The sequence below is a fragment of the Bradyrhizobium sp. USDA 4454 genome (assembly GCF_054822705.1).
This window is the reverse complement of record NZ_JBTRCN010000001.1, coordinates 5,621,446-5,645,681: the sequence shown is the minus strand read 5'-3', so window position 1 is coordinate 5,645,681 and position 24,236 is coordinate 5,621,446. Positions and strand designations below refer to the sequence as shown.

The 24,236-nt window shown below is 65.1% G+C and carries 21 protein-coding genes; 15 read left to right on the top strand and 6 right to left on the bottom strand.

The features are described from left to right. Positions 1–75: 75 nt before the first annotated feature. From ACVIW0_RS26260 to ACVIW0_RS26210, 11 genes are all read left to right on the top strand, one after another. Positions 76–990, top strand: a complete 915-nt coding sequence (locus tag ACVIW0_RS26260; RefSeq protein ID WP_461354985.1) for an intradiol ring-cleavage dioxygenase — start codon at positions 76–78, stop codon at positions 988–990. Between the two features lie 345 nt (positions 991–1,335). After that, on the top strand, positions 1,336–2,646 hold the full coding sequence (locus tag ACVIW0_RS26255; RefSeq protein ID WP_461354984.1) for a CmpA/NrtA family ABC transporter substrate-binding protein: 1,311 nt from the start codon (positions 1,336–1,338) through the stop codon (positions 2,644–2,646). Between the two features lie 66 nt (positions 2,647–2,712). After that, on the top strand, positions 2,713–3,615 hold the full coding sequence (ntrB, locus tag ACVIW0_RS26250) for a nitrate ABC transporter permease (RefSeq protein WP_461354983.1): 903 nt from the start codon (positions 2,713–2,715) through the stop codon (positions 3,613–3,615). A 10-nt stretch (positions 3,616–3,625) separates the two neighbouring features. Further along, entirely contained in the window at positions 3,626–4,420 is a 795-nt protein-coding gene (locus ACVIW0_RS26245; protein WP_461354982.1) for an ABC transporter ATP-binding protein, read from the top strand. Between the two features lie 76 nt (positions 4,421–4,496). Next, positions 4,497–4,922, top strand: a complete 426-nt coding sequence (locus ACVIW0_RS26240) for a globin family protein (protein ID WP_461354981.1) — start codon at positions 4,497–4,499, stop codon at positions 4,920–4,922. Positions 4,923–5,054: 132 nt separating this feature from the next. Next, positions 5,055–5,954, top strand: a complete 900-nt coding sequence (locus ACVIW0_RS26235; protein ID WP_461354980.1) for an SMP-30/gluconolactonase/LRE family protein — start codon at positions 5,055–5,057, stop codon at positions 5,952–5,954. A gap of 255 nt (positions 5,955–6,209) precedes the next feature. Next, positions 6,210–7,049, top strand: a complete 840-nt coding sequence (locus ACVIW0_RS26230; RefSeq protein ID WP_461354979.1) for an aldo/keto reductase — start codon at positions 6,210–6,212, stop codon at positions 7,047–7,049. 247 nt (positions 7,050–7,296) lie between these two features. Continuing rightward, positions 7,297–8,253: a DMT family transporter gene (locus ACVIW0_RS26225; RefSeq protein WP_461357427.1), complete on the top strand. Its 957-nt coding sequence runs from the start codon at positions 7,297–7,299 to the stop codon at positions 8,251–8,253. A 196-nt stretch (positions 8,254–8,449) separates the two neighbouring features. Further along, positions 8,450–9,532, top strand: a complete 1,083-nt coding sequence (locus ACVIW0_RS26220) for a zinc-binding dehydrogenase (protein ID WP_461354978.1) — start codon at positions 8,450–8,452, stop codon at positions 9,530–9,532. Positions 9,533–9,710: 178 nt separating this feature from the next. After that, positions 9,711–10,469, top strand: a complete 759-nt coding sequence (locus tag ACVIW0_RS26215; RefSeq protein WP_461354977.1) for an SDR family NAD(P)-dependent oxidoreductase — start codon at positions 9,711–9,713, stop codon at positions 10,467–10,469. A gap of 108 nt (positions 10,470–10,577) precedes the next feature. After that, complete coding sequence (locus ACVIW0_RS26210) at positions 10,578–11,246, top strand: amino acid ABC transporter permease (RefSeq protein ID WP_456798478.1); 669 nt, start codon at positions 10,578–10,580, stop codon at positions 11,244–11,246. Positions 11,247–11,306: 60 nt separating this feature from the next. Here ACVIW0_RS26210 and ACVIW0_RS26205 read toward each other — a convergent pair whose 3' ends face one another. The 3 genes from ACVIW0_RS26205 to ppk2 all read right to left on the bottom strand — a co-directional run bounded on the left by ACVIW0_RS26205 (position 11,307) and on the right by ppk2 (position 13,861). Further along, a complete protein-coding gene (locus ACVIW0_RS26205) occupies positions 11,307–12,185 on the bottom strand; it encodes a transporter substrate-binding domain-containing protein (RefSeq protein ID WP_461354976.1) in 879 nt (292 codons plus the stop codon). Positions 12,186–12,360: 175 nt separating this feature from the next. Further along, complete coding sequence (locus ACVIW0_RS26200) at positions 12,361–12,783, bottom strand: DUF6294 family protein (RefSeq protein ID WP_461354975.1); 423 nt, start codon at positions 12,781–12,783, stop codon at positions 12,361–12,363. A 130-nt stretch (positions 12,784–12,913) separates the two neighbouring features. Beyond that, entirely contained in the window at positions 12,914–13,861 is a 948-nt protein-coding gene (gene ppk2 / locus ACVIW0_RS26195; protein WP_461354974.1) for a polyphosphate kinase 2, read from the bottom strand. Between the two features lie 146 nt (positions 13,862–14,007). Between ppk2 and ACVIW0_RS26190 the strand changes: the two genes are divergently transcribed. Continuing rightward, a complete protein-coding gene (locus ACVIW0_RS26190; protein ID WP_461354973.1) occupies positions 14,008–15,180 on the top strand; it encodes a fumarylacetoacetate hydrolase family protein in 1,173 nt (390 codons plus the stop codon). Between the two features lie 464 nt (positions 15,181–15,644). Continuing rightward, positions 15,645–17,039: a cytochrome P450 gene (locus ACVIW0_RS26185; protein WP_461357426.1), complete on the top strand. Its 1,395-nt coding sequence runs from the start codon at positions 15,645–15,647 to the stop codon at positions 17,037–17,039. Positions 17,040–17,127: 88 nt separating this feature from the next. On the opposite strand, the gene ACVIW0_RS26180 is transcribed toward ACVIW0_RS26185, so the two are convergent. From ACVIW0_RS26180 to ACVIW0_RS26170, 3 genes are all read right to left on the bottom strand, one after another. Then, entirely contained in the window at positions 17,128–17,298 is a 171-nt protein-coding gene (locus ACVIW0_RS26180; protein ID WP_461354972.1) for a hypothetical protein, read from the bottom strand. A gap of 170 nt (positions 17,299–17,468) precedes the next feature. Beyond that, positions 17,469–19,094 (bottom strand): Spy/CpxP family protein refolding chaperone, encoded by a 1,626-nt coding sequence (locus ACVIW0_RS26175; RefSeq protein ID WP_461354971.1) that lies wholly within the window; start codon positions 19,092–19,094, stop codon positions 17,469–17,471. 421 nt (positions 19,095–19,515) lie between these two features. Next, positions 19,516–19,977, bottom strand: a complete 462-nt coding sequence (locus ACVIW0_RS26170; protein WP_461354970.1) for an Lrp/AsnC family transcriptional regulator — start codon at positions 19,975–19,977, stop codon at positions 19,516–19,518. Between the two features lie 130 nt (positions 19,978–20,107). Between ACVIW0_RS26170 and ACVIW0_RS26165 the strand changes: the two genes are divergently transcribed. Next, positions 20,108–22,474: a transketolase gene (locus ACVIW0_RS26165; RefSeq protein WP_461354969.1), complete on the top strand. Its 2,367-nt coding sequence runs from the start codon at positions 20,108–20,110 to the stop codon at positions 22,472–22,474. Positions 22,475–22,760: 286 nt separating this feature from the next. Further along, the gene (locus tag ACVIW0_RS26160) at positions 22,761–24,194 is read left to right on the top strand and encodes an aldehyde dehydrogenase family protein (protein ID WP_461354968.1); all 1,434 of its coding nucleotides are present in this window, start codon (positions 22,761–22,763) and stop codon (positions 24,192–24,194) included. Positions 24,195–24,236: the final 42 nt, after the last annotated feature.

The following is a 24,236-nucleotide window of genomic DNA, read 5'->3' as shown; positions in this document are numbered from 1 at the left end:
TTACCGGCGCGGGGTCGGTGGTGTAGGCTCGCCAGCGCAATCGCGCCCAAAAAGGGGTTCAAGGGAAACGCCGAGATGACCCAGTTCAACGAAACCGAGCTCACCGCCGCCGTGATCCGCAGCTTCGACCAGACGCCCGATCCCAGGGCCAAGTTCCTGCTCCAGGAACTGGTGAAATCGCTGCACGATTATGTGCGCAGGACCGATCTCACCTTCGAGGAGTGGGACCACGCGATCGGCTTCCTGACCCGCACCGGGCAGAAATGCACCGACATCCGCCAGGAATTCATCCTGCTGTCCGACGTGCTCGGCGTGTCGATGCTGGTCGATGCGGTCAACCACCGGGATCGCGACGGCGCCACCGAGACCACCGTGCTCGGCCCGTTCTATGTCGGCGAGCACAAGGTGACGGCGCACGGCACCGACATCTCGGCGAGCCTGCCCGGCGAGCGCATGTTCGTGCAAAGCCGCGTCACCGATCTCGACGGCAAGCCGCTGGCCAATGTGCCGGTCGATGTCTGGCATGCGGACGACGACGGATTCTATGACTCGCAGAAGCCGAGCTATGCCAGCGAAGGTCCGTCGTCGCGGGCGCGCTTCATCACCGATGCCGACGGCCGCTTCTTCTTCCGCACCATCGTGCCGTGCAGCTACCCGATCCCGACCGACGGCCCGGTCGGGCAGATGATCACGCAGACCAATCGTCACCCGATGCGGCCGGCGCATGTGCACTTCCTGGTCAACGCCAGGGGCTACGAGCCGCTGATCACGCACGTGTTCGTCGAAGGCGACAAGTACATCGACTCCGATGTCGTGTTCGGTGTGAAGGACGAGTTGATCGCCAAGGTCGAGCGGCGCACCGATCCTGTGATGCCCGACGGCCAGCGCTCGGATGGGCCGTGGAGCCTGATGACCTACGAATTTCACGTGAAGCCCGGGAGCGGAATGGCTCCGGCGCCGCTCGGCACCAAGGTCACTGAAGACGCCTGACCGCGATCCGGCAATCCGTCTGCTCGATTCTTGTGCATCGCATAAGAATTGAGCGAATCGCAATTTTTGGCAGCGCGCGGCGCGTTCGCGCGTACTGCGACATGTTGCGCAAGACTTTGCAATAACATCAATTTTTGCAGTGCAGTAGCTTGGCACAAGGCTTGAATGGTCGAGTGCCGACGCCATTGAAGCCGTCCCTCGAGGCCACCCCATCGGATTTCTGACGCCGCCAGTCCGGGGCCTCCCCGGTGCATGCCCTTTTGCGCCCTGCGCGCGTCGCCACCCGACGAGAGGTGCTCGACCCACAGACGCAACACCGCAACGCAACGACGTAAAGGACGACCGATGACCAAGCCCAGCAACACGCCCCCGAGCCGTGCGATCAGCCGTCGCCGCCTGCTGAAGGCGAGCAGCGGCGCCGCCGCGCTGCTCGCCGCAGCCAAGCTCAACTTTCCCGCTGGTGCATTCGCGCAAGGTGCGGGCCCCGAGGTGAAGGGCGCCAAGCTCGGCTTCATCGCGCTGACCGATGCCTCGCCGCTGTTCGTCGCCAAGGAGAAGGGCATCTTCGCCAAATACGGCATGCCGGACGTCGAGGTGCAGAAGCAGGCCTCGTGGGGCACCACGCGCGACAACCTCGTGCTCGGTTCCGAGGGCAACGGCATCGACGGCGCGCATATCCTGACCCCGATGCCGTATCTGATCTCGGCCGGCAAGGTGACGCAGAACAATCAGCCGACGCCGATGTACATCATGGCCCGGCTCAACCTGAACGGCCAGTGCATCTCGGTCGCCAAGGAATATGCCGATCTCAAGGTCGGTATCGACACCACGCCGTTCAAGGCGGCGCTGGAGAAGAAGAAGGCATCCGGCAAGGCGGTGAAGGCCGCGATGACCTTCCCCGGCGGCACGCATGATCTCTGGATCCGCTACTGGCTCGCCGCCGGCGGCATCGATCCCGACAAGGATATCGAGACCATCGTGGTGCCGCCGCCGCAGATGGTGGCCAACATGAAGGTCGGCACGATGGACTGCTTTTGCGTCTGCGAGCCGTGGAATCTGCAGCTGATCCACCAGGACATCGGCTACACCGCGATCACGACCGGCGAGCTCTGGGACAAGCATCCGGAGAAATCGTTCGGTCTGCGCGCGGCCTGGGTCGACAAGAACCCGAAGGCCGCGAAGGCGCTGCTGATGGCTGTCATGGAAGCCCAGCAGTGGTGCGAGAAGATGGAGAACCGCGAGGAGACCGCGGCGATCTGCGCCAAGCGGCAGTGGATCAACTGCCCGGTCGAGGACATCACCGACCGCATGAAGGGCAAGTTCGACTACGGCACCGGCCGCGTGGTCGACAACTCGCCGCAGCAGATGCGATTCTGGAGCGATAATGCTTCCTACCCCTATCAGAGCCACGACCTCTGGTTCCTCACCGAGGACATCCGCTGGGGCAAGTATGAGGCGGGTTTCGACACCAAGGCGCTGATCGCCAAGGTGAACCGCGAGGACATCTGGAAGGAGGCTGCCAAGGAGCTCGGCGTGTCCAACATTCCCGCTTCCACCTCGCGCGGTAAGGAGACCTTCTTCGACGGCAAGGTGTTCGATCCGGAGAATCCCGCCGCCTATCTGAAGTCGCTGTCGATCAAGCGCGTCGACGTCTGAGCCGACGACCAGAGGGCCGCGCTTTTCCTGCGCAGCCCGTCGCCCGACCACGGAGATACTTTGTCAATGTCGATGCCTGCCATGAAGACCGAAATGTTGGAGGTCGCCACTCCGCCGGCCGCTGCCGCGGCGCCGGTCGTGACCATGACGCCGAAGCGCGCGCCGCGCGCCGAGGCCTACGCCAGGATGGCGAAGGAGACCGCCGCGCGTGTCGTCCCGCCGCTGATCGTGGTCGCGTTGCTGCTCGTGGTATGGGAGCTGATCTGCCGACGCACCGGCTCCAGCCTGCCGCCGCCGTCAAAGGTGTTCAAGGACACCAAGGAGCTGATCCTCGATCCGTTCTTCGACAATGGCGGCATCGACAAGGGCCTGTTCTGGCACCTCTCCGCCAGCCTGCAGCGCGTCGCCTACGGCTATTCGCTGGCGGCGATCGCCGGCATCGCGCTCGGCACGCTGGTCGGGCAATCGGTCTGGGCGATGCGCGGGCTCGATCCGCTGTTCCAGGTGCTGCGCACGATCCCGCCGCTCGCCTGGCTGCCATTGTCGCTCGCCGCATTCCGCGACGGCCAGCCCTCGGCGATCTTCGTCATCTTCATCACCTCGGTGTGGCCGATCATCATCAACACCGCGGTCGGCATCCGCAACATTCCGCAGGATTACCGCAACGTCGCCGCCGTGGTGCAGCTCAATCCGCTGGAGTTCTTCACCAAGATCATGATTCCTGCGGCCGCACCCTACATGTTCACCGGCCTGCGTATCGGTATCGGTCTGTCCTGGCTCGCGATCGTCGCCGCTGAGATGCTGATCGGCGGCGTCGGCATCGGCTTCTTCATCTGGGATGCGTGGAATTCCTCGCATATCAGCGAAATCATCCTGGCGCTGTTCTATGTCGGCATCATCGGCTTCGTGCTCGACCGCCTCATCGCGGGGCTGGGCAAGATCGTGACCCGCGGCACCGCTGCCAACTGAGGGACAAGTCATGCAGGCCTATCTGAAGCTCGATCACGTCGACAAGACGTTTACCCGCGGCAGCGCCACCACGGAGGTGTTGAAGGACATCAACCTGACGATCGAGAAGGGCGAATACGTCTCGATCATCGGCCATTCCGGCTGCGGCAAGTCGACCCTGCTCAACATCGTCGCCGGCCTCACCGGCGCAACCAATGGCGGCGTGCTGCTGGAGAACCGCGAGGTCAATTCGCCCGGGCCGGATCGCGCCGTCGTGTTCCAGAACCACAGCCTGCTACCGTGGCTCACGGTATACGAGAACGTCAAGCTCGGCGTCGACAAGGTGTTCGCGAAGACCAAGAGTAAGGCCGAGCGCGACGCCTGGGTGATGCACAATCTCAGCCTGGTGCAGATGGCGCACGCCAAGGACAAGCGGCCAAGCGAGATCTCCGGCGGCATGAAGCAGCGCGTCGGCATCGCGCGTGCGCTCGCTATGGAGCCGAAGGTGCTGCTGCTCGACGAGCCGTTCGGTGCGCTCGACGCGCTGACCCGGGCGCATCTGCAGGATTCGGTGATGGCGCTGCACCAGAAGCTCGGCAACACCATCCTGATGATCACCCATGACGTCGACGAGGCCGTGCTGCTGTCGGATCGTATCGTGATGATGACCAACGGCCCGGGTGCGCGAATCGGCGAGGTGCTCGAGGTGCCGCTTGCGCGGCCGCGCAAGCGGCTCGAGCTCGCGACCAATCCCGGCTACCTGAAGTGCCGGCAGCGCGTGCTCGAATTCCTCTACGAGCGCCACAGCTTCGTCGAGGCGGCATGAGCGACCCGTCGCTCATGTGAAGTGCTTTTCTGTCTCGCCGCAATGGCGCGGCGTGGAAGCGTACACGGAGGCATACATGACGGAAGACCAGATCAAGCTCGTCCAGGAGACCTTCGCCAAGGTTGCGCCGATCTCGGAACAGGCGGCGGTCATCTTCTATGACCGCCTGTTCGAGGTCGCACCGGCGGTGAAAGCGATGTTTCCGTCGGATATGGCCGAGCAGCGCAAGAAGCTGATGGGAACGCTTGCTGTCGTTGTCAACGGATTGAGCAATTTGCCGTCGGTGCTGCCCGCCGCGAGCGCGCTGGCCAAACGTCATGTCGGCTATGGTGCCAAGCCCGAGCATTATCCGGTGGTCGGCGGCGCGCTGTTGTGGACGCTGGAGAAGGGCCTCGGCGAAGCCTGGACGCCTGATGTTGCCGCCGCTTGGACGGCCGCCTACGGAACGCTGTCCGGCTACATGATCTCGGAAGCCTATGGCAGCGCGCAGGCGGCCGAGTAGGGTCGGCTGTCGTCGGCGTTCGCCGCGCGACATGCGTGCGTAGCGCGCTGAGCGCCATCGTCCCCAGCGCATTCGACGCCGCGAGCCTTCTCAACTATGGTTCACCCCGTTCCGCCAACGGGTGAACCAACAATGATGTTCCTGGAAACGCCGCCAAAACTGATTCCGACCGAGATCTTCTCCGCCGTGCCCGCCGAATTCCGCCGCAAGGTGGCGAGCGAATGGGCCGATGCCAACCGGCCGGGCGCGGTGACCGACTGCTTCATCGAAGGGCCGTCGTTCGATGCCGATGGCAATCTCTACATCGTCGACATTCCGTTCGGTCGCATCTTCAGGATCGCGCCGGACAAGTCATGGTCGCAGGTCGCCGAATATGACGGCTGGCCGAACGGGCTGAAGATCGATCCGATGGGCCGCATCCTGATCGCGGATTACCGGCACGGGCTGATGGAGCTCGACCCCCGATCGGGCGAGGTCACCCCGCTGCTGCGCTCGCGCAATTCGGAATCGTTCCGCGGCTGCAACGATCTGCACATCGCCTCCAATGGCGACATCTATTTCACGGATCAGGGCCAGACCGGGCTGCACGATCCGACCGGCCGCGTCTACCGGTTGCGGGTGAACGGCGCGCTCGACTGCCTGATCGACACCGGCATCAGTCCGAACGGCCTGGTGCTCGATCCGCGCGAGGCCGTCCTGTTCGTTGCGATGACGCGCGACAATGCGGTCTGGCGCGCGCCGTTGATGAAGGACGGCAGCGTTTCCAAGGTCGGGCGCTTCTGCTCGCTGTTCGGTCCGAGCGGACCCGACGGCATGACGATGGATAGCGCGGGGCGGCTGTTCGTCGCGCATGCTTCGCTCGGCCATGTCCTCGTGTTCGCGCCGAACGGCGAGTGCATCGCGCGGATCAAGTCCTGCGCCGGACAAAGCTGCACCAATGTCGCGATCGGCGGCGCCAACCGCGACCGCCTCTACATCACCGAATCTGTGACCGGGTCGGTGCTGGTCGCCGATATCGGCGGACTCGGCTGATGCTCACGCGCCGGCGGCGCTTGACAATCGTTGAGAGGTGCGAGTGCGCGCCGGCCAGCAAGTGTCGTGCCGGCGAAGGCCGGGACCCATGACCCCAAATCTGCGTTGTACCATGCTGGGGCCGCAGCAACCTTCATAACTGAGTTTTATGGCTATGGGTCCCGGCTTTCGCCGGCACGACGATGGGGAGACATGATGCCTTGTTTTCCCTATCGTCGCGCGGAGCCACAGGGGAACACGCAGAACGAGGCGATCGTGCAGACAAAAAAATTCGGCAGCAACGGCCCGCAGGTCGCGGTGATCGGGCAGGGCACCTGGTATCTCGACCGCGGTGACCGCAAGGCGGCCGTCGCCGCGCTGAAGCGCGGCATCGATGGCGGCATGACGCATATCGACACTGCGGAGATGTATGGCGACGCCGAGCTGGTGATCGCCGATGCCATTGCCGGCCGCCGCGACGAATTGTTCCTGGTCTCAAAGGTATTGCCGAGCAACGCCTCGCGGCGCGGCACCATCACCGCCTGCGAGCGCTCGCTGAAGCGGCTGAAGACCGATCGGCTCGATTGCTATCTGCTGCACTGGCGCGGAACCTTTCCGCTCGCCGAGACGGTCGCGGCGTTCGACGAATTGGTCGCGGCCGGCAAGATCCGCTCCTGGGGCGTCAGCAATTTCGACGCCGACGATCTCGACGAGCTGCGCGATGTCGCCGGCGACGGCAAGATCGCCTGCAACCAGGTGCTCTACCATCTGCAGCAGCGCGCCATCGAGCACGCCGTGATTCCGTGGTGCGAGCGACACGGCGTCGCCGTCGTCGCCTATTCGCCGTTCGGGCACAATGATTTTCCGCTGCCGTCGACCAAGGCCGGCGCGGTGCTGCAGCAGGTCGCGCAGGCGCATAAGGCGACGCCGCGCCAGGTCGCGCTGAGCTTCCTGACGCGGCTGCCGTCGGTGCTCGCGATCCCGAAGGCGTCGAATGCGGAACACGCAGCGGAGAACGCGGCCGCAGGCACGCTCACGCTCGGCGGCGACGAAATCGCCGCGCTTGATGCGGCGTTCCCGCGCGGGCCGAAGCCGCGCTCGCTGCCGATGCTCTAATTCGCGAGATTCACGCCGTTTCGCTGCACACAGTGCTTAACAAACGGTTTCAGTCGCGGCCGCGCGCGGCCTGCGGCGGGCGGTCGCGCGCGCTGGTGCATATCGGAGTCCCGTTTTCGGGCATTGTTCTCGCGGTGGAATTGGCGTTCTGTCAAATCAGCAGATTCCCCTTATTTTGCTCATCGAGATTGCCGTGACACCGCCCCCCGCCGCCGTAGCCGCCAGGCTGGACAGCGTTCCCCTTTCATTGCCCGCCAAGACCGCGCCCTCAACGACACGCGTCGCACGCAACAGGGCGCCTGCGCGCACCGATCGGCCCTTCAAGGGCATTGCGCTGATCCTGCTGTCGACGGTGTTTCTGGGCACCTCCGACGTCACTGCGAAATATCTCTCGTCGACGTTGCCGTCGATCGAGATCGCCTGGATCCGCTTCCTGGTGTTTGCACTGATCATGGTGCCGGCAATGGTGCCTGGCTCGCCGCTGTTTGCGCTGCGCAGCAGCCGTCCTGGCCTGCACGTGGCGCGCGGCGCCGCGCTGCTCGGCTCCTCGCTGATCTTCATCACGGGCCTGGGCTTCCTGCCGATCGCCGAAGCCTCGGCCACCAGCTTCGTCTCGCCGCTGTTCGTTACCGCGCTGTCGATCGCTTTCCTCGGCGAGCGGGTCGGCATGCGGCGCTGGATCGCGACCGCGGTCGGCCTCGCCGGCGTGTTCATCATCCTGCGGCCGGGCACCAGCGCCTTCCATCCCGCCGCGGTCTTTCCGCTCGTCTCGGCGCTGGCCTGGGCCGGCACGCTGATCCTGACGCGCATGATGAGTGGCAGCGAGCGCCCGGTCACCGTCATGACCTATTCGTCGATTGTCGGCGTCGCCATCGTCAGCGCACTGGTGCCATTGGTCTGGGTCACACCGACCTGGCACGACATCATGTTCGGCATCCTGATCGGCGTTGCCTCCACCGTCGGACAGTGGATCGTGGTGCTGGCGTTCCGTTACGGCGATGCCTCGGTGCTGGCACCGTTCTCCTACACGCAGCTGCTGTGGGTCAGCATCCTCGGCTTCCTGGTCTTCGGCGAGGTGCCCGACCGCTGGACCATCCTCGGCGCGAGCTTCATTGTCGCCTCGGGCCTCTACACCGCGCATCGCGAGCGCGTCAGACGGTCGCAGTTGCTGACCGCGGCCAGCGAGCCGTCGCCGAACGCCTGACCGGGGCTGCCGCCCTGCGAATTCTCCGACGGCACCCAGTCCTACGCCGGCAAGGGCGTTCTACGCTATGCCTGGTGACCCTCCGTGCTATAGCGTCTTGAAGCGAAAGCCGGCGCGGACTTGATCCGCGGCGGTGTATTTCGCGAGACGAAATACGCATCAAAATGAGTGGGGCAAAACCCACGCGGAGGGAAACATGCGCGCAGCGATCTTCAGGAATGGCGAGATTGTCGTCGACCAGATGCCGGCGCCGAAGCCGGGCGCCGGCCAGGTGCTGGTCAAATCGCTCGCCTGCGGCATCTGCGGGTCCGACCTGCACGCGCGCAAGCACGCCCACCGCATGGTGGAGTTGAGCAAGTTTCTGCCCGGCCGCACGCCGATGGATCTGTCGCGCGACGTCGTGTTCGGCCACGAGTTCTGCTGCGAGATCCTCGATTACGGCCCGGGCACCACGGGCAAGCTGAAGCCCGGCACGCGCGTCTGCTCGCTGCCGGCGCTGCTGACGCCGGAGGGGCCGAAGGGCATCGGCTATTCCAACGATTACGCTGGCGGCTATGCCGAGCAGATGCTGCTCAGCGAGCCGCTGCTGCTCGAAGTGCCGAACGGGCTTGCCGCCGAGCACGCCGCGCTCACCGAACCGCTTGCGGTCGGCGTGCATGCGGTCGCGATGGCCAACATCAGGGGCGGTGAAGTGCCGCTGGTGATCGGCTGCGGGCCGGTCGGGCTCGCGGTGATCGCGGCGCTGAAGATCAGGGGGCTCGGTCCGATCGTCGCCGCGGATTACTCACCGGCGCGGCGCGCTCTTGCCGAGAAGATGGGCGCCGACGTCGTGGTCGATCCCGCGAAGACGCAGCCCTATGCGAGCTGGGCCGAGCACGCCCAGATGACCGAGGCGGAGAAGGCGGCGCGGCCGCCGCTGCAGGCCCTGCTGCCGCCGCTGAAGCCGGCGCTGATCTTCGAATGCGTCGGCGTGCCCGGCGTGTTGCAGCAGGTGTTCGAGGGCGCGCCGCGCAGCGCCCGTGTCGTCGTGGTCGGGGTCTGCATGGAGACCGACAAGTCCGAACCGATGCTCGGCATCATCAAGGAGCTCAACGTCCAATACGTGCTCGGCTACACGCCGGAGGAGTTCGCCTATTCGCTGCGCCTGATCGCGGAAGGCCAGGTGGACGCGGCGTCGCTGGTCACCGGCCGCGTCGGCATCGACCGCGTCGCGCAGGCCTTTGCCGATCTCGCCAATCCCGAGGCGCACACCAAGATTCTGGTCGAGCCTTGGCGGTGAGTTTTTGTAGGGTGGGTTAGGCGAAGGCGTAACCCACCGTTCTCTTCGTGATGAGCAAAGTCGGTGGGTTACGCTTCGCTAACCCACCCTACGGACCGCCTTTCGGCCGCGCGGTTTGCATTTCGTGGCACCGAACCTATAGTTCGCTGTCCCTTATCGCACTGACAGCACCCACCTCATGCGCGTTACAATCATCACGGGAGGCGGCTCCGGCATCGGCGCGGCGGTTGCGCGCCGGCTCGCCGGCCCCGAGCAATCCCTGATGCTGCACGGGCAGGGCGCCGAGGCCACAGGCCTCGCGCGGCTGAATGCGGTTGCGGAGCAATGCCGCAGCAAGGGCGCGAAAGTCGCGGTCGCGACCGGCGATCTCGCGGCGGCCGGCGCGGGCACGTCGCTGGTGGAGGCCGCGCGCGCCGCATTCGGGCCGATCGATGCCATCGTGCACGCCGCGGGCTTTGCCGACCGTCGCGACTTCGCCAGCCTGCCGCGCGCGGCGCTGGAGCGCGCCTTCGCGGTGATGGCGGCGGCATTCCATGAAATTGCAGCGGCTGCGCTGCCTGACCTCACGCGCAGCGCGCACGGCCGCGTCGTCGCGGTCTCCAGCTTCGGGCCGCATCGCTTCGTGCCGGGCGCGACCTATCCGGGATCGGCTGCCGCGAAGGCGGCGCTCGAAGTGCTGGTCAAGTCGCTCGCGATCGAGCTCGCCGCCTCGGGCGCCACGTCAAACGCCGTGATGCCCGGCTACACCCGCAAGGATCCCGGCCTGTTCGGCGCGCTTGATACCGCGACCTGGGATCGAGTCGCAAAGGCCAACCCGATGCAGCGGCTGGCCGAGCCCGACGAGGTCGCCTCGGTCGTCGCCTTCCTGCTGTCGCCGGACGCGGGCCACGTCACCGGTGCCACGCTGCCGGTCGACGGCGGCCTGACCTTGATGTGACGGCGTGGGCGAGGGCAGGGCAGCGCAGCGGACCGATGTCGCCATGCCTGGCGTCATGATCGGCATCGCGGGGATCGCCGGCTTGACCACCTGCAACCGAGGGGCAGGATGAACTACGTCTGGGATTTCGGGATCCTCGCCAAATACAGCCATCTGTTCTGGCTCGGGCTCGGCTGGACCATGGCCTACACGATCGGCACCATCATTCTGGGGACCTTGATCGGCCTGATCGTCGGCATGCTGCGGCTCAAGCGGATTCCGGTGATCGACTGGCTCCTGATTGCCTATATCGAAACCTTCCGCTGCACGCCGCTGCTGGTGCAGATCATCTGGTTCTACTACGCCTTTCCGGTGGTGATCGGCGTCAACATCCCGGCGCATGTCGCCGCCGTCAGCGTGCTCTCGCTCTATGGCGGCGCGTTCTATGCCGAGATCGTGCGCGGCTCGATCGAGAGCGTGCCGATCGGGCAGTGGGATGCGGCGAAGGCGCTCGGCTTCCGCGGCTGGCGCCTGATGCGGCTCGTGATCCTGCCGCAGGCGCTGAAGCCGATGATGGCGCCCTACGTCAACCAGTCGGTGACGCAGCTCAAGAACACCTCGCTGGTCTCGATCATCGCGGTGCCCGACCTCGTCTACAACGCAACCCTGATCAACGCCGACACCTACCGGCCGCTCGAGGTCTACACCATCGTGGCGCTGATCTATTTCGCGATCCTGTTCCCGTCGACGCTGGCGGCCAGGCGGCTGGAGCGCGGGCTGACTTACGACAAGGTGTGAGGTCGCTTACCTGTCCCGAAGGGAGAGGTGAAGGATCGATCTCACGCCAGAAGCAATCCCTCAGATACTCAACTCCACCGGCACGTCCTCCGGCTTGACGCCGGCAAGTCCGAGGCCCTTGACGAACCATTCGCGCATCTGGCCGATGCCGCGGTTGTAGTCGACCCACACCGAGAGGAAATCGCGCCAGCGCTTGTCCTGCTCGCGCCGCACCGCCATGCCGCTCGCGATCGTCACCGACGGCGAGGTCAGGATCTTGTAGGTGCCGAGATTCGGGTTCTTGGCGATTGCGGTCAGCCCGAGCACCAGCGCGTTGACCACGCAATCGACCCGGCCGGACGACATCTCCAGCATCACCTCGTCGCGCGACTTCAGCGACTTGATGGTGGCATTCGGCGCAAAGCGCCGCGCCACCGCCTCGTTGGCCGAGCCGACATCGACCGCGATCCTGACCTCGGGCTTGTTGATGTCGGCCCAGGTCTTGGCCTCCAGCCCCTTCTTCAGCATCGCGCCGAACGGATGCGGGAACACCAGATTGGTGAAATCGACCACCAGCGCGCGCTGCGGCGTGGGGTTGAGCGCGAAGCCGAGATCGATCTTGTTGGCCTGCAGATCGAGAATCGAATTGCCGTAGGTCGACTCGACATATTCCAGCTTGACGTCGAGCAGTTTTGCCAGATCGTTGGCCATCTCGATCGAGAAGCCGGACCATGTTCCGGTGGCGAGGTCCTTGTTGAAATAGGGCAGCTCGCCCGGCAACACCGCGATGCGCAGCACCTTGTTGGCGCGGATGCGATCCAGCGTGTTGTCGGCCGCGGTCTGCGCCGAGGCCGGCGTCGCCATCGCGGCCGCGAGCGCCGCGCCGCTGCCGATCCCGAGCGCATAGCGCAGCGCGTCGCGGCGATCTTCGGAAATGTTGATGTCGTCGGATTGAGTCAAGCGGGCCTCCCTGCACCAGATCGGGGGAAGCCTAGCGTCGGGTTCCGGTGCCAGCAAGGGCGCACGCCTGCGTCATTAGTAGGCGAGGCGAGGGCGCGGCTGCCTATGTTCTGCACTTCACCGCCACGTCCGCCGGCGGGAGGTCGAACAAGGTCACGAACCGCGCCCTTGGAGCTCAGCAGCGATAGGTCATGTTGGCCCCGGTGATCGAGGAAAAGAAAACGGCAGGGAAGCTCAGCTCGGCGACCCAATCGAGCACCTGGTTGTCGGTCTGGGTTGCAGGGCTCGAAAGGTGGGGAAACTGGAAAAGCACCGTTCCATGTACATCCAAAAGAACGAGATGATCGATGACCCAAACATCACCGTCGTCGGTCGAAAAGAATTTGGCCAGCAATTCCGCCGTTCCGTCCGAACGCAGCCTGAGAGTCGGGCCGTTGTTCAGGGTGCCGTTCAGGAAGCCGGACAGCTTGCAATCGCCGTAACGGATCGGTGCGCTCCAGCTGAGGTCAAGGGTCTGGATGGCATAGGTCGCAACAGCCTTGTCGATTTTCGGCAGGTCCGACGCTGAGCTTTTGCTTTCGCGATGTTCCTTCAACATAGCCTACTCCTCCTTTTCGCCCGCGAATTGCGAGCGACCTCCGGTTTAAGGGGAGAACGCAGGAAGACCAGTGAACTGCCTCACAACCTGCAATCGCGATTTGGTGATCTTCGCGCGCAGGTGGGGCGACTCAATACCGCCCCGGCACGTACATCTCCGGCGGAATCGGGCCGCGGTGATAGTCGGGGTTGCGTACCCGCGGCGGCAGCACCACCGGTTGGTGGGTGACCGACTGGTAAGGGATCTGGCTCAACAGATGCGAGATGCAGTTGAGCCGGGCGCGCCTCTTGTCGACGGCATCGACGATCCACCATGGCGAGTCCGGCAGATGGGTGCGCTCCAGCATGGTCTCCTTCGCCTTGGTGTAGAGCTCCCAGCCGGTCCGCGCCTCGACGTCCATCGGGCTCAGCTTCCACTGCTTCAGTGGATCCTGGATCCGCATCGCGAAGCGGAACGCCTGTTCCTCGTCGGTGATCGAGAACCAGTATTTCAGCAGGATGGTGCCGGAGCGGATCAGCATGCGCTCGAATTCCGGCACCGAATTGAAGAACTCCTCATACTGCTCGTTGGTGCAGAAGCCCATCACCTTCTCGACGCCGGCGCGGTTGTACCAGCTGCGGTCGAACAGCACGATCTCGCCGCCGGCCGGCAGATGCGAGACGTAGCGCTGGAAGTACCATTGCGTGCGCTCGCGCTCGTTCGGCGCGGGCAGCGCCGCGATCCGGCAGACCCGCGGGTTGAGCCGCTGGGTGATGCGCTTGATAACGCCACCCTTGCCGGCGGAATCGCGGCCCTCGAACAGCACCACGACCTTCTTCTTCTCGTGCTGCACCCAGTCTTGCAGCTTGACCAGCTCGCCCTGCAACCGCAGCAATTCGCGGAAGTAGAATTTGCGGTCGATCGACGGCTTGCCGGCGGCGGCGGCGTGGTCGAGCTCGTCAAGCCTCATGTCGTCGAGCTCGAGCTCGAGTTCCTCGTCGAGGCTGTCGACCATCTCCTGCTGGATGCGGGCGCGCAAAGCTTCGTCCCGCAAAGCTTCGTTCCGAGAGGCTTCGTCGGTGAGGTGGGGGGCGGTCATGAAGGTCCGTCTTTCGATGTGCTAGATGGGGCGCCGGGAGCATTGACGGGCGATGTTACCCCTCTATGACAAGGGCATGACCGCCGTTGCACGCTGCCCGCGGGACTGTGCTAACAAGCGACCACAAGATCAAAAAGGAGACGCCGATGATTTCGCTCACGCCAAAAGACGTCCTGCCGGAGGACGGCACCGCCGGCACGCTGGTCGGACGAGTCTGGCTGCCGCAGGCCGGCGGGCCGGCCGTGGTCGCGGTGCGTGGTGACGGCGTGTTCGACGTCACCGCGCGCTTCCCCACGGTGAGTGCGCTGTGCGAGGAGAGCGATCCGGCAGGTGCGCTGCGTGCGACCAAGGGCGAGCGGATCGGCGATCTCGAGGCGATCCTCGCCAACACGCCGCCCGACGGCCGCGACAAGGCGAAGCCGCATCTGCTGGCGCCGGTGGATCTGCAGGTGCTGAAGGCCGCCGGCGTCACCTTCGCGATCTCGATGCTGGAACGCGTGATCGAGGAGCGGGCGCGCGGCAATCCGTCCTCGGCCGAGGCGATCCGCAAGGAGGTGGTGCGCCTTGTCGGCGACGATCTCTCCAAGCTCAGGCCCGGCTCCGACCAGGCGATGCGGCTGAAGCAGGTGCTGATCGACCAGAACGCCTGGAGCCAGTATCTCGAGGTCGGCATCGGCCCCGACGCCGAAGTCTTCACCAAGGCGCCGACGCTGTCCTCGGTCGGCACGGGTATGGATGCCGGGCTGCATCCGAAGTCGACCTGGAACAACCCGGAGCCGGAGGTCGTGCTTGTCGTCTCCGGCGCCGGCAAGATCGTCGGTGCCGCGCTCGGCAACGACGTCAACCTGCGCGACTTCGAGGGCCGCTCGGCGCTCTTGCTGTCGAAGGCCAAGGACAACAACGCGTCGTGTGCGATCGGCCCGCTGCTCCGGCTGTTCGACGCGACCTTCTCGCTCGACGACGTCAGGAAGATGGATGTGGATCTCACCGTGAAGGGCACCGACGGCTTCGTGCTCGAGGGCCATTCCTCGATTTCCAAGATCAGCCGCGACCCGACCGACCTGGTTGCGCAGACCATCGGCCCGGTGCATCAATATCCCGACGGCTTTGCGCTGTTCCTCGGCACGATGTTCGCGCCCGTGAAGGACCGCGACGCCAAGGGCGAGGGCTTCACCCACAAGCGCGACGACATCGTCATCATCGCAGCCCCGCAGCTCGGCAAGCTCGTCAATCGCATGCGTAGCAGCGACCAATGCGAGCCCTGGACCTTCGGCGTCGGCGCGCTGATGAAGAATTTGGCGCAGCGCAAGCTGCTGTGAGGAGAAGCGTAGGGTGGGTTAGCTGAAGGCGTAACCCACCGACTTCGTGCCGCGGAAAAGAGGGGCCATCGTGGGGTGAGCACGCTCGTCGGGCTCCCTCCCCCCTTGCGGGGGAGGGTGGGGAGAGGGGTAGGCCCCGGGCGAGATGATGAATGAGTATGTCGCTTTCGCAATGTCGGTCGCGTGTTGCGAACGCACATGGAGAGAGCACGTCGTGTGGTACCACTCTCCCTAACCCTCCCCCGCAAGGGGGGAGGGAACCCTTCCTCCGTGCTCGCCTCACTTGGTCATAGCACCGATCATACATAACTTGCCGCCACGGTGCTGAACGGCATGAAACGGCCAACGCAGGTATCGTCATCGCGGCCGCGCCCGCCGTCATTTCGTGCTGCAACATGGAACGCGGCTTGAGGAACCGATCGTTTTTCCTGTTGTTGTTCGCCGGTACATTGAACGTTTTCACGGTGGCCATAGTGCTGTGCCACGACGCCGATTATTGCCCGCCTGTCCCGCATCCTCCGCAAGGCCGGCTTGGATTCATCGAGCTGCTGACCAGGTTGCGGCGAAATCCGCTGGAGTGCTGGAGCGAGGATTTCTTTCAACAGCCCATCGTCAAGCTGCGTCTGCCGTTCACCGATGCATTTGTCGTTCACGATCCGCACGCCATCAAGCACGTGCTGATGGACCGGGCGGAGAATTACCCGAAAGACACGATCCAGCGCCGCATCCTTTCCGCCGGATTGTCCGACGGCCTGCTGAGCGTCGACGGAGAGCGTTGGGAGATGCAGCGGCGAACACTCGCTCCGATCTTCGCGCGCCGCAACGTCGCCTCCTTCACGATGCCGATGCTGATCGCCGCCAACGAGCTGTCGGCGAAATGGGCCACGATGGGATGCAATGCCACGGTGGATGTTGCCGCCGACATGACGCTGGTCACGCTGAACGTGCTCGCGCTGACCATCTTCTCGGACGGCATCGGCGATGATCTCGACGAATTCCGGATGGCGATGAATGCCTATTTCGGCGTGATCGGTCGCATCGGGGCGCTCGATCTGCTCGGCGTGCCCAGATTCGTGCCGCGCCCGGGTCATCGCCGCCTGCGCGCGACGATGACCTACTTCGAGGCCGTGATCGACAGGATCATCGACGTTCGATGTCGGGGACGTACAGTCCCTGTCGAGGGCCCGAGCGATCTGCTGACCTTGTTGTTGCGTTCGCCGGATCCTTCGACCGGACGGCAGCTGAGCCCGCGGGAGATTCGCTCCAACATCCTTACCTTTCTCTCCGCGGGACATGAGACGACCGCAAACACGCTCGCCTGGTCGATCTTTCTGCTGTCGCAGTCGCCTGAGTGGCGGTCGCGTGTCGCGGCGGAGGCCGAGCGCGAGCTGTCCAATCCGGCCGATGACCTCGCCGAGCGGCTGGTCGTGACAAAGGCGGTGATCGAGGAGGCGCTGCGCCTCTATCCTCCGATCGCGGCCCTCAGCCGGACGGCGCGCGAGGCGGACAGGCTGGGCGACCTGGCGGTCGCCGCGCGCTCCCTGATCGTGATCGCGCCCTACGTCCTGCATCGGCATCACAGGCTATGGCGCCGCCCCGATGCATTCGACCCCGCGCGCTTCCTGCCGGAGGCGCGCAGCGCAATTCCGCGGTTCGCCTATCTGCCGTTCGGGGTCGGGCCGCGAACCTGCATCGGCGCGTCGTTCGCGCAGCAGGAGGCGGCTATCGTCCTCGCGGTCCTGGTCCGCGATTTCGAGATGAAGTTGCTGCCGCACGCCGACGTGCAGCCGCTCCAGCGCATCACGCTGCGTCCGGCGCATGGACTGCCGATGGCGATCAGCCGGAGGTCGACGCCGTAGCGCTTGCTACGCAAGATATTTCCATTCGAGTCCGTCAGGGCGATCCCTGCGCCGCGACTTCGGCGGCTGCGCGCTGCGCGGTGATGTGCTAGCATTTGCTGCTGTCGCCTTCGTTGTCGAACATGTTCAGAAACCTGGGCGACAGATCAATCGCATGCCGCAACTTGTGCGCGCGCAGATGCGCGAAATTCGGAGCGACCGCTTGTCGCGCCGTTGTGTGAACCAGTTCATCCTCGTCCGCGCCGATCCGTTTCAGCATGGTGGCTCGACGCGAACAGAAGGAGTCGCGGACATGAACGAGCAGCCATCAAATGGAATGCCCGATTGGCTCACGACGGACATGCTGGTGATCGCCGTCGCACTGGCGATCATCGTGGTGGGAATCTGGATCGCGCCGTAGCGGCCGCGGGTGCGCGGCGATGACGCGCCTCACAGGCCGATCATCCGGAAGATCATGCCGCCGATATTCGGACCATGATGGTGGTGGCGGCGATGACGGCCTCGCGGAGCTTCGTCGTTGCTTGCGGCCATCGCGTTCCGGCCGCCGTTCCGCTCGGGGCCAATCGCGTCGAATGCGGCCTTCTGCTCGTCGTTGAGCGCGTTGTAGAAGGTGTCCAGCGCAGGACGCACCGTGCCGATCGCCTGCAGCATGGCATCGAGCCGGGCTTCGACCGCCGCAAGGCGCGCCGGCGGCGTGCGGGCGTCGGTGGGCGGGCAGGATGATTTCAAGGTATCCTCGGCCTTGGTTGCCGCGTCCCGCAAGGCGTCGAGGCTCGCCCGCTGTGCGTCGGTCGGCTTGACGTCGCGATCGATGATGTCGCCGGGCCATGCGATGGCGGCAGGCTGCGCGGTGTTGCAGGTGGTGTTGTCCGACGTCGCCTCACGCTGGCCGCGGTGCTGATCCGCCACCAGGGCCGTCACCTTGGCTTTCTGATCGTCGCTGAGCATCCCATAGAACTTCTCCAGCGCGGGCTGCAGGATGCCGACCGCATCGCGCATCGCCTGGAGGCGCTGCTGCATCGCGGAGAGCCGGCTCGGCGCGGTCAGCGGCACGTCCTTGGGGCAGGAATTGAGTATGGTCTCGGACGCCCTCTGCGAGGCGCTGGCGAGTTCGTCGAGTGCCGCGCTCTGCTCGGCATTGGGCTGGATGGCGCTGCGGAATTGCTCGATCGGGAAGCCCGCGATGTCGCTTCTGTCGCTGCCGCACATGTCGGCGAGAGCGTTGGCCTGACTGTTGCGCGATCGACCTGTGGCCGGCGGCCGGGGACCGGCATAGCCGGGCAGGTAATAGGCATAGCCGCTCAACGCATTGTAGTCGTAGGGTCCGAACAGACCGGCATAGAGATCGCCGTAGCCGTAATCCCAGAAGTACGGGTCGTAGCCCCAACCCCACCAGGTGTAGTCGTAGAGATCGTAATAGGCGTAGGGCCAGAACACCGGGCCGACCCAGCCATAACCGCCATTCGGATGGCGCCACCAGCCATCGCCATTGCGATAGCCCAAGGCGGCTCCGGCGGCGGCGGTCGTGATCGCGGCGCGCGTCATCGGGTTGCGCAAGCCGCCGGGCCTGCTCATTGCGGTTCTGATCTGGCGCGAGGCCAGCGAGCGCCCCACGACGCTCGCATTGCGCCGCATCGCAGCGGGCGAGGCGGCGGCGCGGCCGGCGGCTATGCCCGGCGCGGAGCGTGCCGCGCGCGCGGCAGGACGGAATTGGGAATGGCGTGCGGCTGAGCCGCCGCTAAACCTCGTCCCGGCTCTTGCTGCCGGACGAATGGTGTGAAAGCCGCCGCCGCGCGGGCCGCCGGCGTGAAAGCCGCCGCCATGAAACCCGCCACCGCCACCGCGAAATCCGCCACCGCCGTGGAAACCGCCGCCTCCGTGAAATCCACCGCCGCCGCCATGGAAGCCGCCACCGCCATGACCTCCACCTCCGCCGCCATGGCCGCCGCCGCCGCGGGCATCGGCACGACCTGCGAACAGCGCGGTCGATGCCGCGACCGCGATGATCGCGGCGAACGCCAACACGGCATATTTGCTGCGGGCAGCCGCCAGCATCGGTGTCACCCTTCGGCAGTCAGTAATGCCTGACGTCAACATCGCACCCCGCCGTCGGGTTCCATCGGCGATGCGGTTATTTGCCGCGCGGTTCTTGCGGCGCGGACGCCCGCGCCCGTGGTTGATCAGGCGAATCCAGTACGCCGCGGCCTCTCGACACAAGCACTGCTGCCTCTGGAATACCGTTCACCCGCATGCGCGGGTGATGACACCGGCGGTGTAGCAACTTGTATCGAGAACCACCATCATCGTCGTCCCGGCGAAGGCCGGGACCCATAACCCCAAATATAAGTTGTCGCGCGATGCGGGAACGACAAGTCCCTCTCACAACAATTGCTGCGGCGTATGGGTCCCGGCCTTCGTCGGGACGACGGCATACATTTTGGCGCGAGCGATCGCACAAATCAGATGCGCGCAGCCGCTACACCGGCAACGCCGTCGAATACTTCACCTGGCTGAGCGCAAAGCTCGACTCGATCGAAGCGATGCCGTCGAGCCGGGTCAGCTTGTTCTTCAGGAATGCTTCATAGGAGGAGAGGTCGGCGGCGACCACGCGCAACAGATAGTCGCGGTTGCCGGTCATCAGGTAGCATTCGAGCACCTCGTCCCATTTCGAGATCGCGCGCGCGAAGCGGTTGAGGTCTTCCTCCTTCTGCCGCGCGAGCTTGATCGAGATGAAGACCGAGACATGCAGCCCGATCGACTTCTGGTCGACGGTCGCGATATAGCGCGAGATCACGCCGCGGTGCTCGAGCAGCTTGACCCGGCGGTGGCACGGCGACACCGACAGCCCGACCTTGTCGGCGAGTTCCTGCATGGTCATGCGGCTGTCGGTCTGGAGCAGACTCAGGATCTTGCGGTCGATGGCGTCGAGGGCAGGCATTGGGATGAACTCGCTGGTTGCGGCCGGATCGTGGGAATTTATGCCAATTTTTCCTGTGCTGTCGCGTGGAATTGAGATTTTCGGCGGCGCAGCCGGCAGTAACATCGGGAATATCGCTCGGAGCCCTGCCATGGGAATTGCGCCTGAACGCCTCGACATGCTCACAGCCCTGGCCCGCAAGGTGCTGTGGCTGTCGTCGTGGACCATCCACCACGCCAACCATATCAGGCCAAATACCGATGGGCTGAAGGTCGGCGGCCACCAGGCCTCGTCGGCCTCGCTCGCCAACATCATGTCGGCGCTTTACTTCTCGGTGCTGCGTCCGCAGGACCGCGTCGCGGTGAAGCCGCATGCGAGCCCGGTGTTTCACGCCATCCAGTATCTGTTCGGCCACCAGACCCGCGACAAGCTGGAGAATTTCCGCGGCTACAAGGGCGCGCAGTCCTATCCCTCGCGCACCAAGGATGCCGACGACGTCGACTTCTCCACCGGTTCGGTCGGCCTTGGCGTGGCGCAGGCGCTGTTCGCCTCGCTGGTGCAGGACTATGTCAAGGCGCATGGCTGGATGAACGATCGGCCCGAGGGCCGCATGATCGCGCTGGTCGGCGACGCCGAGATGGACGAGGGCAATATCTTCGAGGCGCTGCTGGAGGGCTGGAAGCACGGCCTGCGCAACACCTGGTGGGTGGTCGACTATAACAGGCAGTCGCTCGACGCCGTGGTGCGCGAGGGATTGTGGGCCAAGTTCGAGACCATGTTCCGCAATTTCGGCTGGGACGTGGTGATCGTGAAATACGGCAAGCTGATGCTGGAAGCGTTTGCCGAACCCGGCGGCGAGGCGTTAAGGCGCTGGATCGACAATTGCCCGAACCAGATGTACGCGGCGCTCTGTTTCCAGGGCGGTGCTGCGTTCCGCAAGCATCTGCGCGACGATATCGGCGACCAGGGCGACGTCTCGGCGCTGATCGATCGCCGCAGCGACGACGAGCTCTTGGCGCTGATGTCGAACCTCGGCGGCCACGATATGGCAAGCATGATCGAGGCGTTCGAGGCTGTTGATCACGACCGTCCGGTCTGCTTCATCGCCTACACCATCAAGGGCGTCGGCCTGCCGATGCAGGGCCACAAGGACAACCACGCCGGCCTGATGACGGTGGCGCAGATGGAGAAGTGGCGCACCGCGCAGAACATCCGCTCCGGCCATGAATGGGACAAGTTCGAAGGCCTGCCGCTAGAGCCCGCGAAGCTCGAGGCGTTCCTGGCCGAGGCGCCGTTCAACCGCGAAGGACGCCGCCGGCTCTCGGCGCCTGAAATCGAGGTGCCGGAGCGGCTGGCCTTCAAGGCCTCGGCGCAGATGTCGACGCAGCAGGGCTTTGGCCTTGTGCTGCACGAGCTCGCGCGCGGCGACAGTGAGCTCGCCTCGCGCATCGTCACCGTGTCGCCCGATGTCACCGTGTCGACCAATCTCGGTGCCTGGGTCAACCGCCGCGGCCTGTTCGCCAAGGCGGAGAACCACGATCTGTTCCGGCAGGAGAAGATCCCGTCGGCCTACACCTGGGAATACTCGCCGAAAGGGCAGCACCTCGAGCTCGGCATCGCCGAGATGAATCTGTTCATCATGCTCTCGGCGCTCGGCCTGTCGCAGCAGATCAACGGCGCGCGGCTGCTGCCGGTCGGCACGCTGTACGATCCCTTCATCGAGCGCGGCCTCGATGCGCTGAACTATGCCTGCTACCAGGACGCCCGCTTCATGGTGGCGGCGACGCCGTCGGGCATCTCGCTGGCGCCGGAAGGCGGCGCGCATCAGTCGATCAAGACGCCGCTGATCGGCATGGGACAGGACGGGCTCGCCTCGTTCGATCCGGCCTTCGTCGATGAACTTGCCGTGATCATGGGCTGGGGCTTTGGCCACATGCAGCGCGAGGGTGCCGAGGGTGGTTCGGTTTACTTGCGACTCTCGACCCGGACGCTGGAGCAGCCGCAACGCATCATGACGCCGGAGCTGCAGCGCGACATCACCGATGGCGCCTACTGGATGCGCAAGCCCGGCCCGAACTGCGACGTCGTGATCGCCTATACCGGCACGGTCGCGCCGGAGGCGATCGAGGCAGTCGGCCTCATCGGCGAGAGCCACCGCGATGTCGGTCTCCTGGCGGTCACCTCTGCCGACCGGCTCTATGCCGGTTGGTCCGCGGCGCGGAATTTGCGCCGCGACCGCCGCGGCGCGCAGCATTCGAGTCATATCGAGCGCATGCTGGCGCCGCTCGGCCGCGACTGCGGCATTGTGACCGTGATCGACGGCCATCCGGCCTCGCTCGGCTGGCTCGGCAGCGTGCGCGGCCACCGCCTCGAGGCGCTCGGCGTCGAGCATTTCGGCCAGACCGGCACGATCGGCGACCTTTACCGCCATTACGGCATCGACGCCAATGCCATCATCGACGCGGCGGAAAGGGTGTCGGTCGGCGCCCCTGTGCGGCATCGCAAGATGGCGGTGTGACTGCATAGTCGCGTCGTCATTCCGGGGCGGCGCGAAGCGACGAGCCCGGAATCCATTTAGCCGCAAGTTCGGTGGCGAAATGGATTCCGGGCCTGCGCCAAGAGGCGCATCCCGGAATGACGGGGAGCAAGGCTTGCCACCCTGATGCCAGCGACCTTATATCCCGTTCGCGTGCACGAGCCGCGCCCCGCATATGGCGGGTTCAATTCGCCCTGCTTTCGTGCAAGGATGCCTGCCGAACGCTTTCCGTTCCCCTTATCCATACGCCCCCTACAAGAGGTTTCCGATGGTCAATCGCATGCAATTCTACATCGACGGCGCCTGGGTCGATCCCGTCGTCAAAGGCAAGTCCACCCCGGTCGTCAATCCGGCGACCGAAGAGGCGATGTATGAAGTTGCGCTCGGCTCCAAGGCCGATGTCGACAAGGCAGTCGCCGCCGCCAAGCGCGCCTTCGAGACCTATTCCCAGACCAGCCGCGAGGAGCGCATCGCGCTGCTCACCAAGATCGTCGAGGTCTACAAGGGCCGCATGAAGGAGATCGGCGCCGCCGTCTCCGACGAGATGGGCGCGCCGCTGCCGATGGCCGAGAAGCTGCAGGCCGGCGCCGGCCTCGGCCACCTCATGAACACCCTCGAAGTGCTCAAGAAGTACGAGTTCGAGGAGACCATGGGCACCGCCGTGATCGTGCGCGAGCCGGTCGGCGTGGTCGGCATGATCACCCCGTGGAACTGGCCGCTCAACCAGATCGCCTGCAAGGTCGCGCCCGCGCTTGCCGCCGGCTGCACGATGATCCTGAAGCCGTCGGAGTTCACCCCGACCTCGGCGCTGATCTTCGCGGAAATCCTCCATGAAGCCGGCGTGCCGAAGGGCGTCTTCAACCTCATCAACGGCCTCGGCCCGGAGGTGGGTGCGGCGATGAGCGAGCACCCGGACATCGACATGATCTCGTTCACCGGCTCAACCCGCGCCGGCGTCGACGTCGCCAAGCGTGCGGCGCCGACCGTCAAGCGCGTCAGCCAGGAGCTCGGCGGCAAGTCGCCGAACGTGATCCTGGAAGGTGCCGACCTGACCAAGGCGGTGACCGGCGGCGTGATGCACATGTTCAACAACTCGGGCCAGTCCTGCAATGCGCCGTCGCGCATGATCGTGCCGCTCTCCAAGATGAAGGAAGTGGCGGCGATCGCGAAGGGCGTCGCCGACAAGACCAAGGCCGGCGACCCGCGTGCCGACGGCACCACGATCGGCCCGGTGGTCAACCGCGGCCAGTGGGACAAGATCCAGGCGCTGATCCAGAAGGGCATCGACGAGGGCGCAACGCTCGTCGCCGGTGGTCCGGGCCTGCCCGAAGGCGTCAACAAGGGCTTCTATGTCCGTCCGACCATCTTCGCCGACGTCACCAACGACATGACGATCGCCCGCGAAGAGATCTTCGGTCCGGTGCTGACCATCCTCGGCGCCAAGGACGAAGCGGAAGCCGTGAAGATCGCCAACGACACGCCGTATGGTCTTGCCGGTTACGTCTCGGCCGACACCGTGGAGACCGCGCGCCGCGTTGCCCGCCAGATCCGCGCCGGCAACATCAACCTGCAGGGCGTGCCGAATGAGCGCAGCGCGCCGTTCGGTGGCTACAAGCAATCAGGCAACGGCCGCGAGTGGGGCCGCTACGGTCTGGAAGAATATCTCGAGGCCAAGGCGGTCGCCGGCTACAACGCCGCGTAAGCTGAAGCTGCGAGAGACACGGATTTTGGCGCCGGGGCGGAT

What these genes read in the sequence shown, in the direction of transcription:
- ACVIW0_RS26160 (WP_461354968.1), top strand. Translation starts at nt 22,761, where the DNA reads ATGGTCAATCGCATGCAATTCTACATCGACGGCGCCTGGGTCGATCCC.
- ACVIW0_RS26235 (WP_461354980.1), top strand. Translation starts at nt 5,055, where the DNA reads ATGATGTTCCTGGAAACGCCGCCAAAACTGATTCCGACCGAGATCTTC.
- ACVIW0_RS26190 (WP_461354973.1), top strand. Translation starts at nt 14,008, where the DNA reads ATGATTTCGCTCACGCCAAAAGACGTCCTGCCGGAGGACGGCACCGCC.
- ACVIW0_RS26165 (WP_461354969.1), top strand. Translation starts at nt 20,108, where the DNA reads ATGGGAATTGCGCCTGAACGCCTCGACATGCTCACAGCCCTGGCCCGC.
- ACVIW0_RS26215 (WP_461354977.1), top strand. Translation starts at nt 9,711, where the DNA reads ATGCGCGTTACAATCATCACGGGAGGCGGCTCCGGCATCGGCGCGGCG.
- ACVIW0_RS26180 (WP_461354972.1), bottom strand. Translation starts at nt 17,298, where the DNA reads ATGCTGAAACGGATCGGCGCGGACGAGGATGAACTGGTTCACACAACG.
- ACVIW0_RS26240 (WP_461354981.1), top strand. Translation starts at nt 4,497, where the DNA reads ATGACGGAAGACCAGATCAAGCTCGTCCAGGAGACCTTCGCCAAGGTT.
- ppk2 (WP_461354974.1), bottom strand. Translation starts at nt 13,861, where the DNA reads ATGACCGCCCCCCACCTCACCGACGAAGCCTCTCGGAACGAAGCTTTG.
- ntrB (WP_461354983.1), top strand. Translation starts at nt 2,713, where the DNA reads ATGTCGATGCCTGCCATGAAGACCGAAATGTTGGAGGTCGCCACTCCG.
- ACVIW0_RS26255 (WP_461354984.1), top strand. Translation starts at nt 1,336, where the DNA reads ATGACCAAGCCCAGCAACACGCCCCCGAGCCGTGCGATCAGCCGTCGC.
- ACVIW0_RS26175 (WP_461354971.1), bottom strand. Translation starts at nt 19,094, where the DNA reads ATGCTGGCGGCTGCCCGCAGCAAATATGCCGTGTTGGCGTTCGCCGCG.
- ACVIW0_RS26200 (WP_461354975.1), bottom strand. Translation starts at nt 12,783, where the DNA reads ATGTTGAAGGAACATCGCGAAAGCAAAAGCTCAGCGTCGGACCTGCCG.
- ACVIW0_RS26210 (WP_456798478.1), top strand. Translation starts at nt 10,578, where the DNA reads ATGAACTACGTCTGGGATTTCGGGATCCTCGCCAAATACAGCCATCTG.
- ACVIW0_RS26245 (WP_461354982.1), top strand. Translation starts at nt 3,626, where the DNA reads ATGCAGGCCTATCTGAAGCTCGATCACGTCGACAAGACGTTTACCCGC.
- ACVIW0_RS26220 (WP_461354978.1), top strand. Translation starts at nt 8,450, where the DNA reads ATGCGCGCAGCGATCTTCAGGAATGGCGAGATTGTCGTCGACCAGATG.
- ACVIW0_RS26170 (WP_461354970.1), bottom strand. Translation starts at nt 19,977, where the DNA reads ATGCCTGCCCTCGACGCCATCGACCGCAAGATCCTGAGTCTGCTCCAG.
- ACVIW0_RS26260 (WP_461354985.1), top strand. Translation starts at nt 76, where the DNA reads ATGACCCAGTTCAACGAAACCGAGCTCACCGCCGCCGTGATCCGCAGC.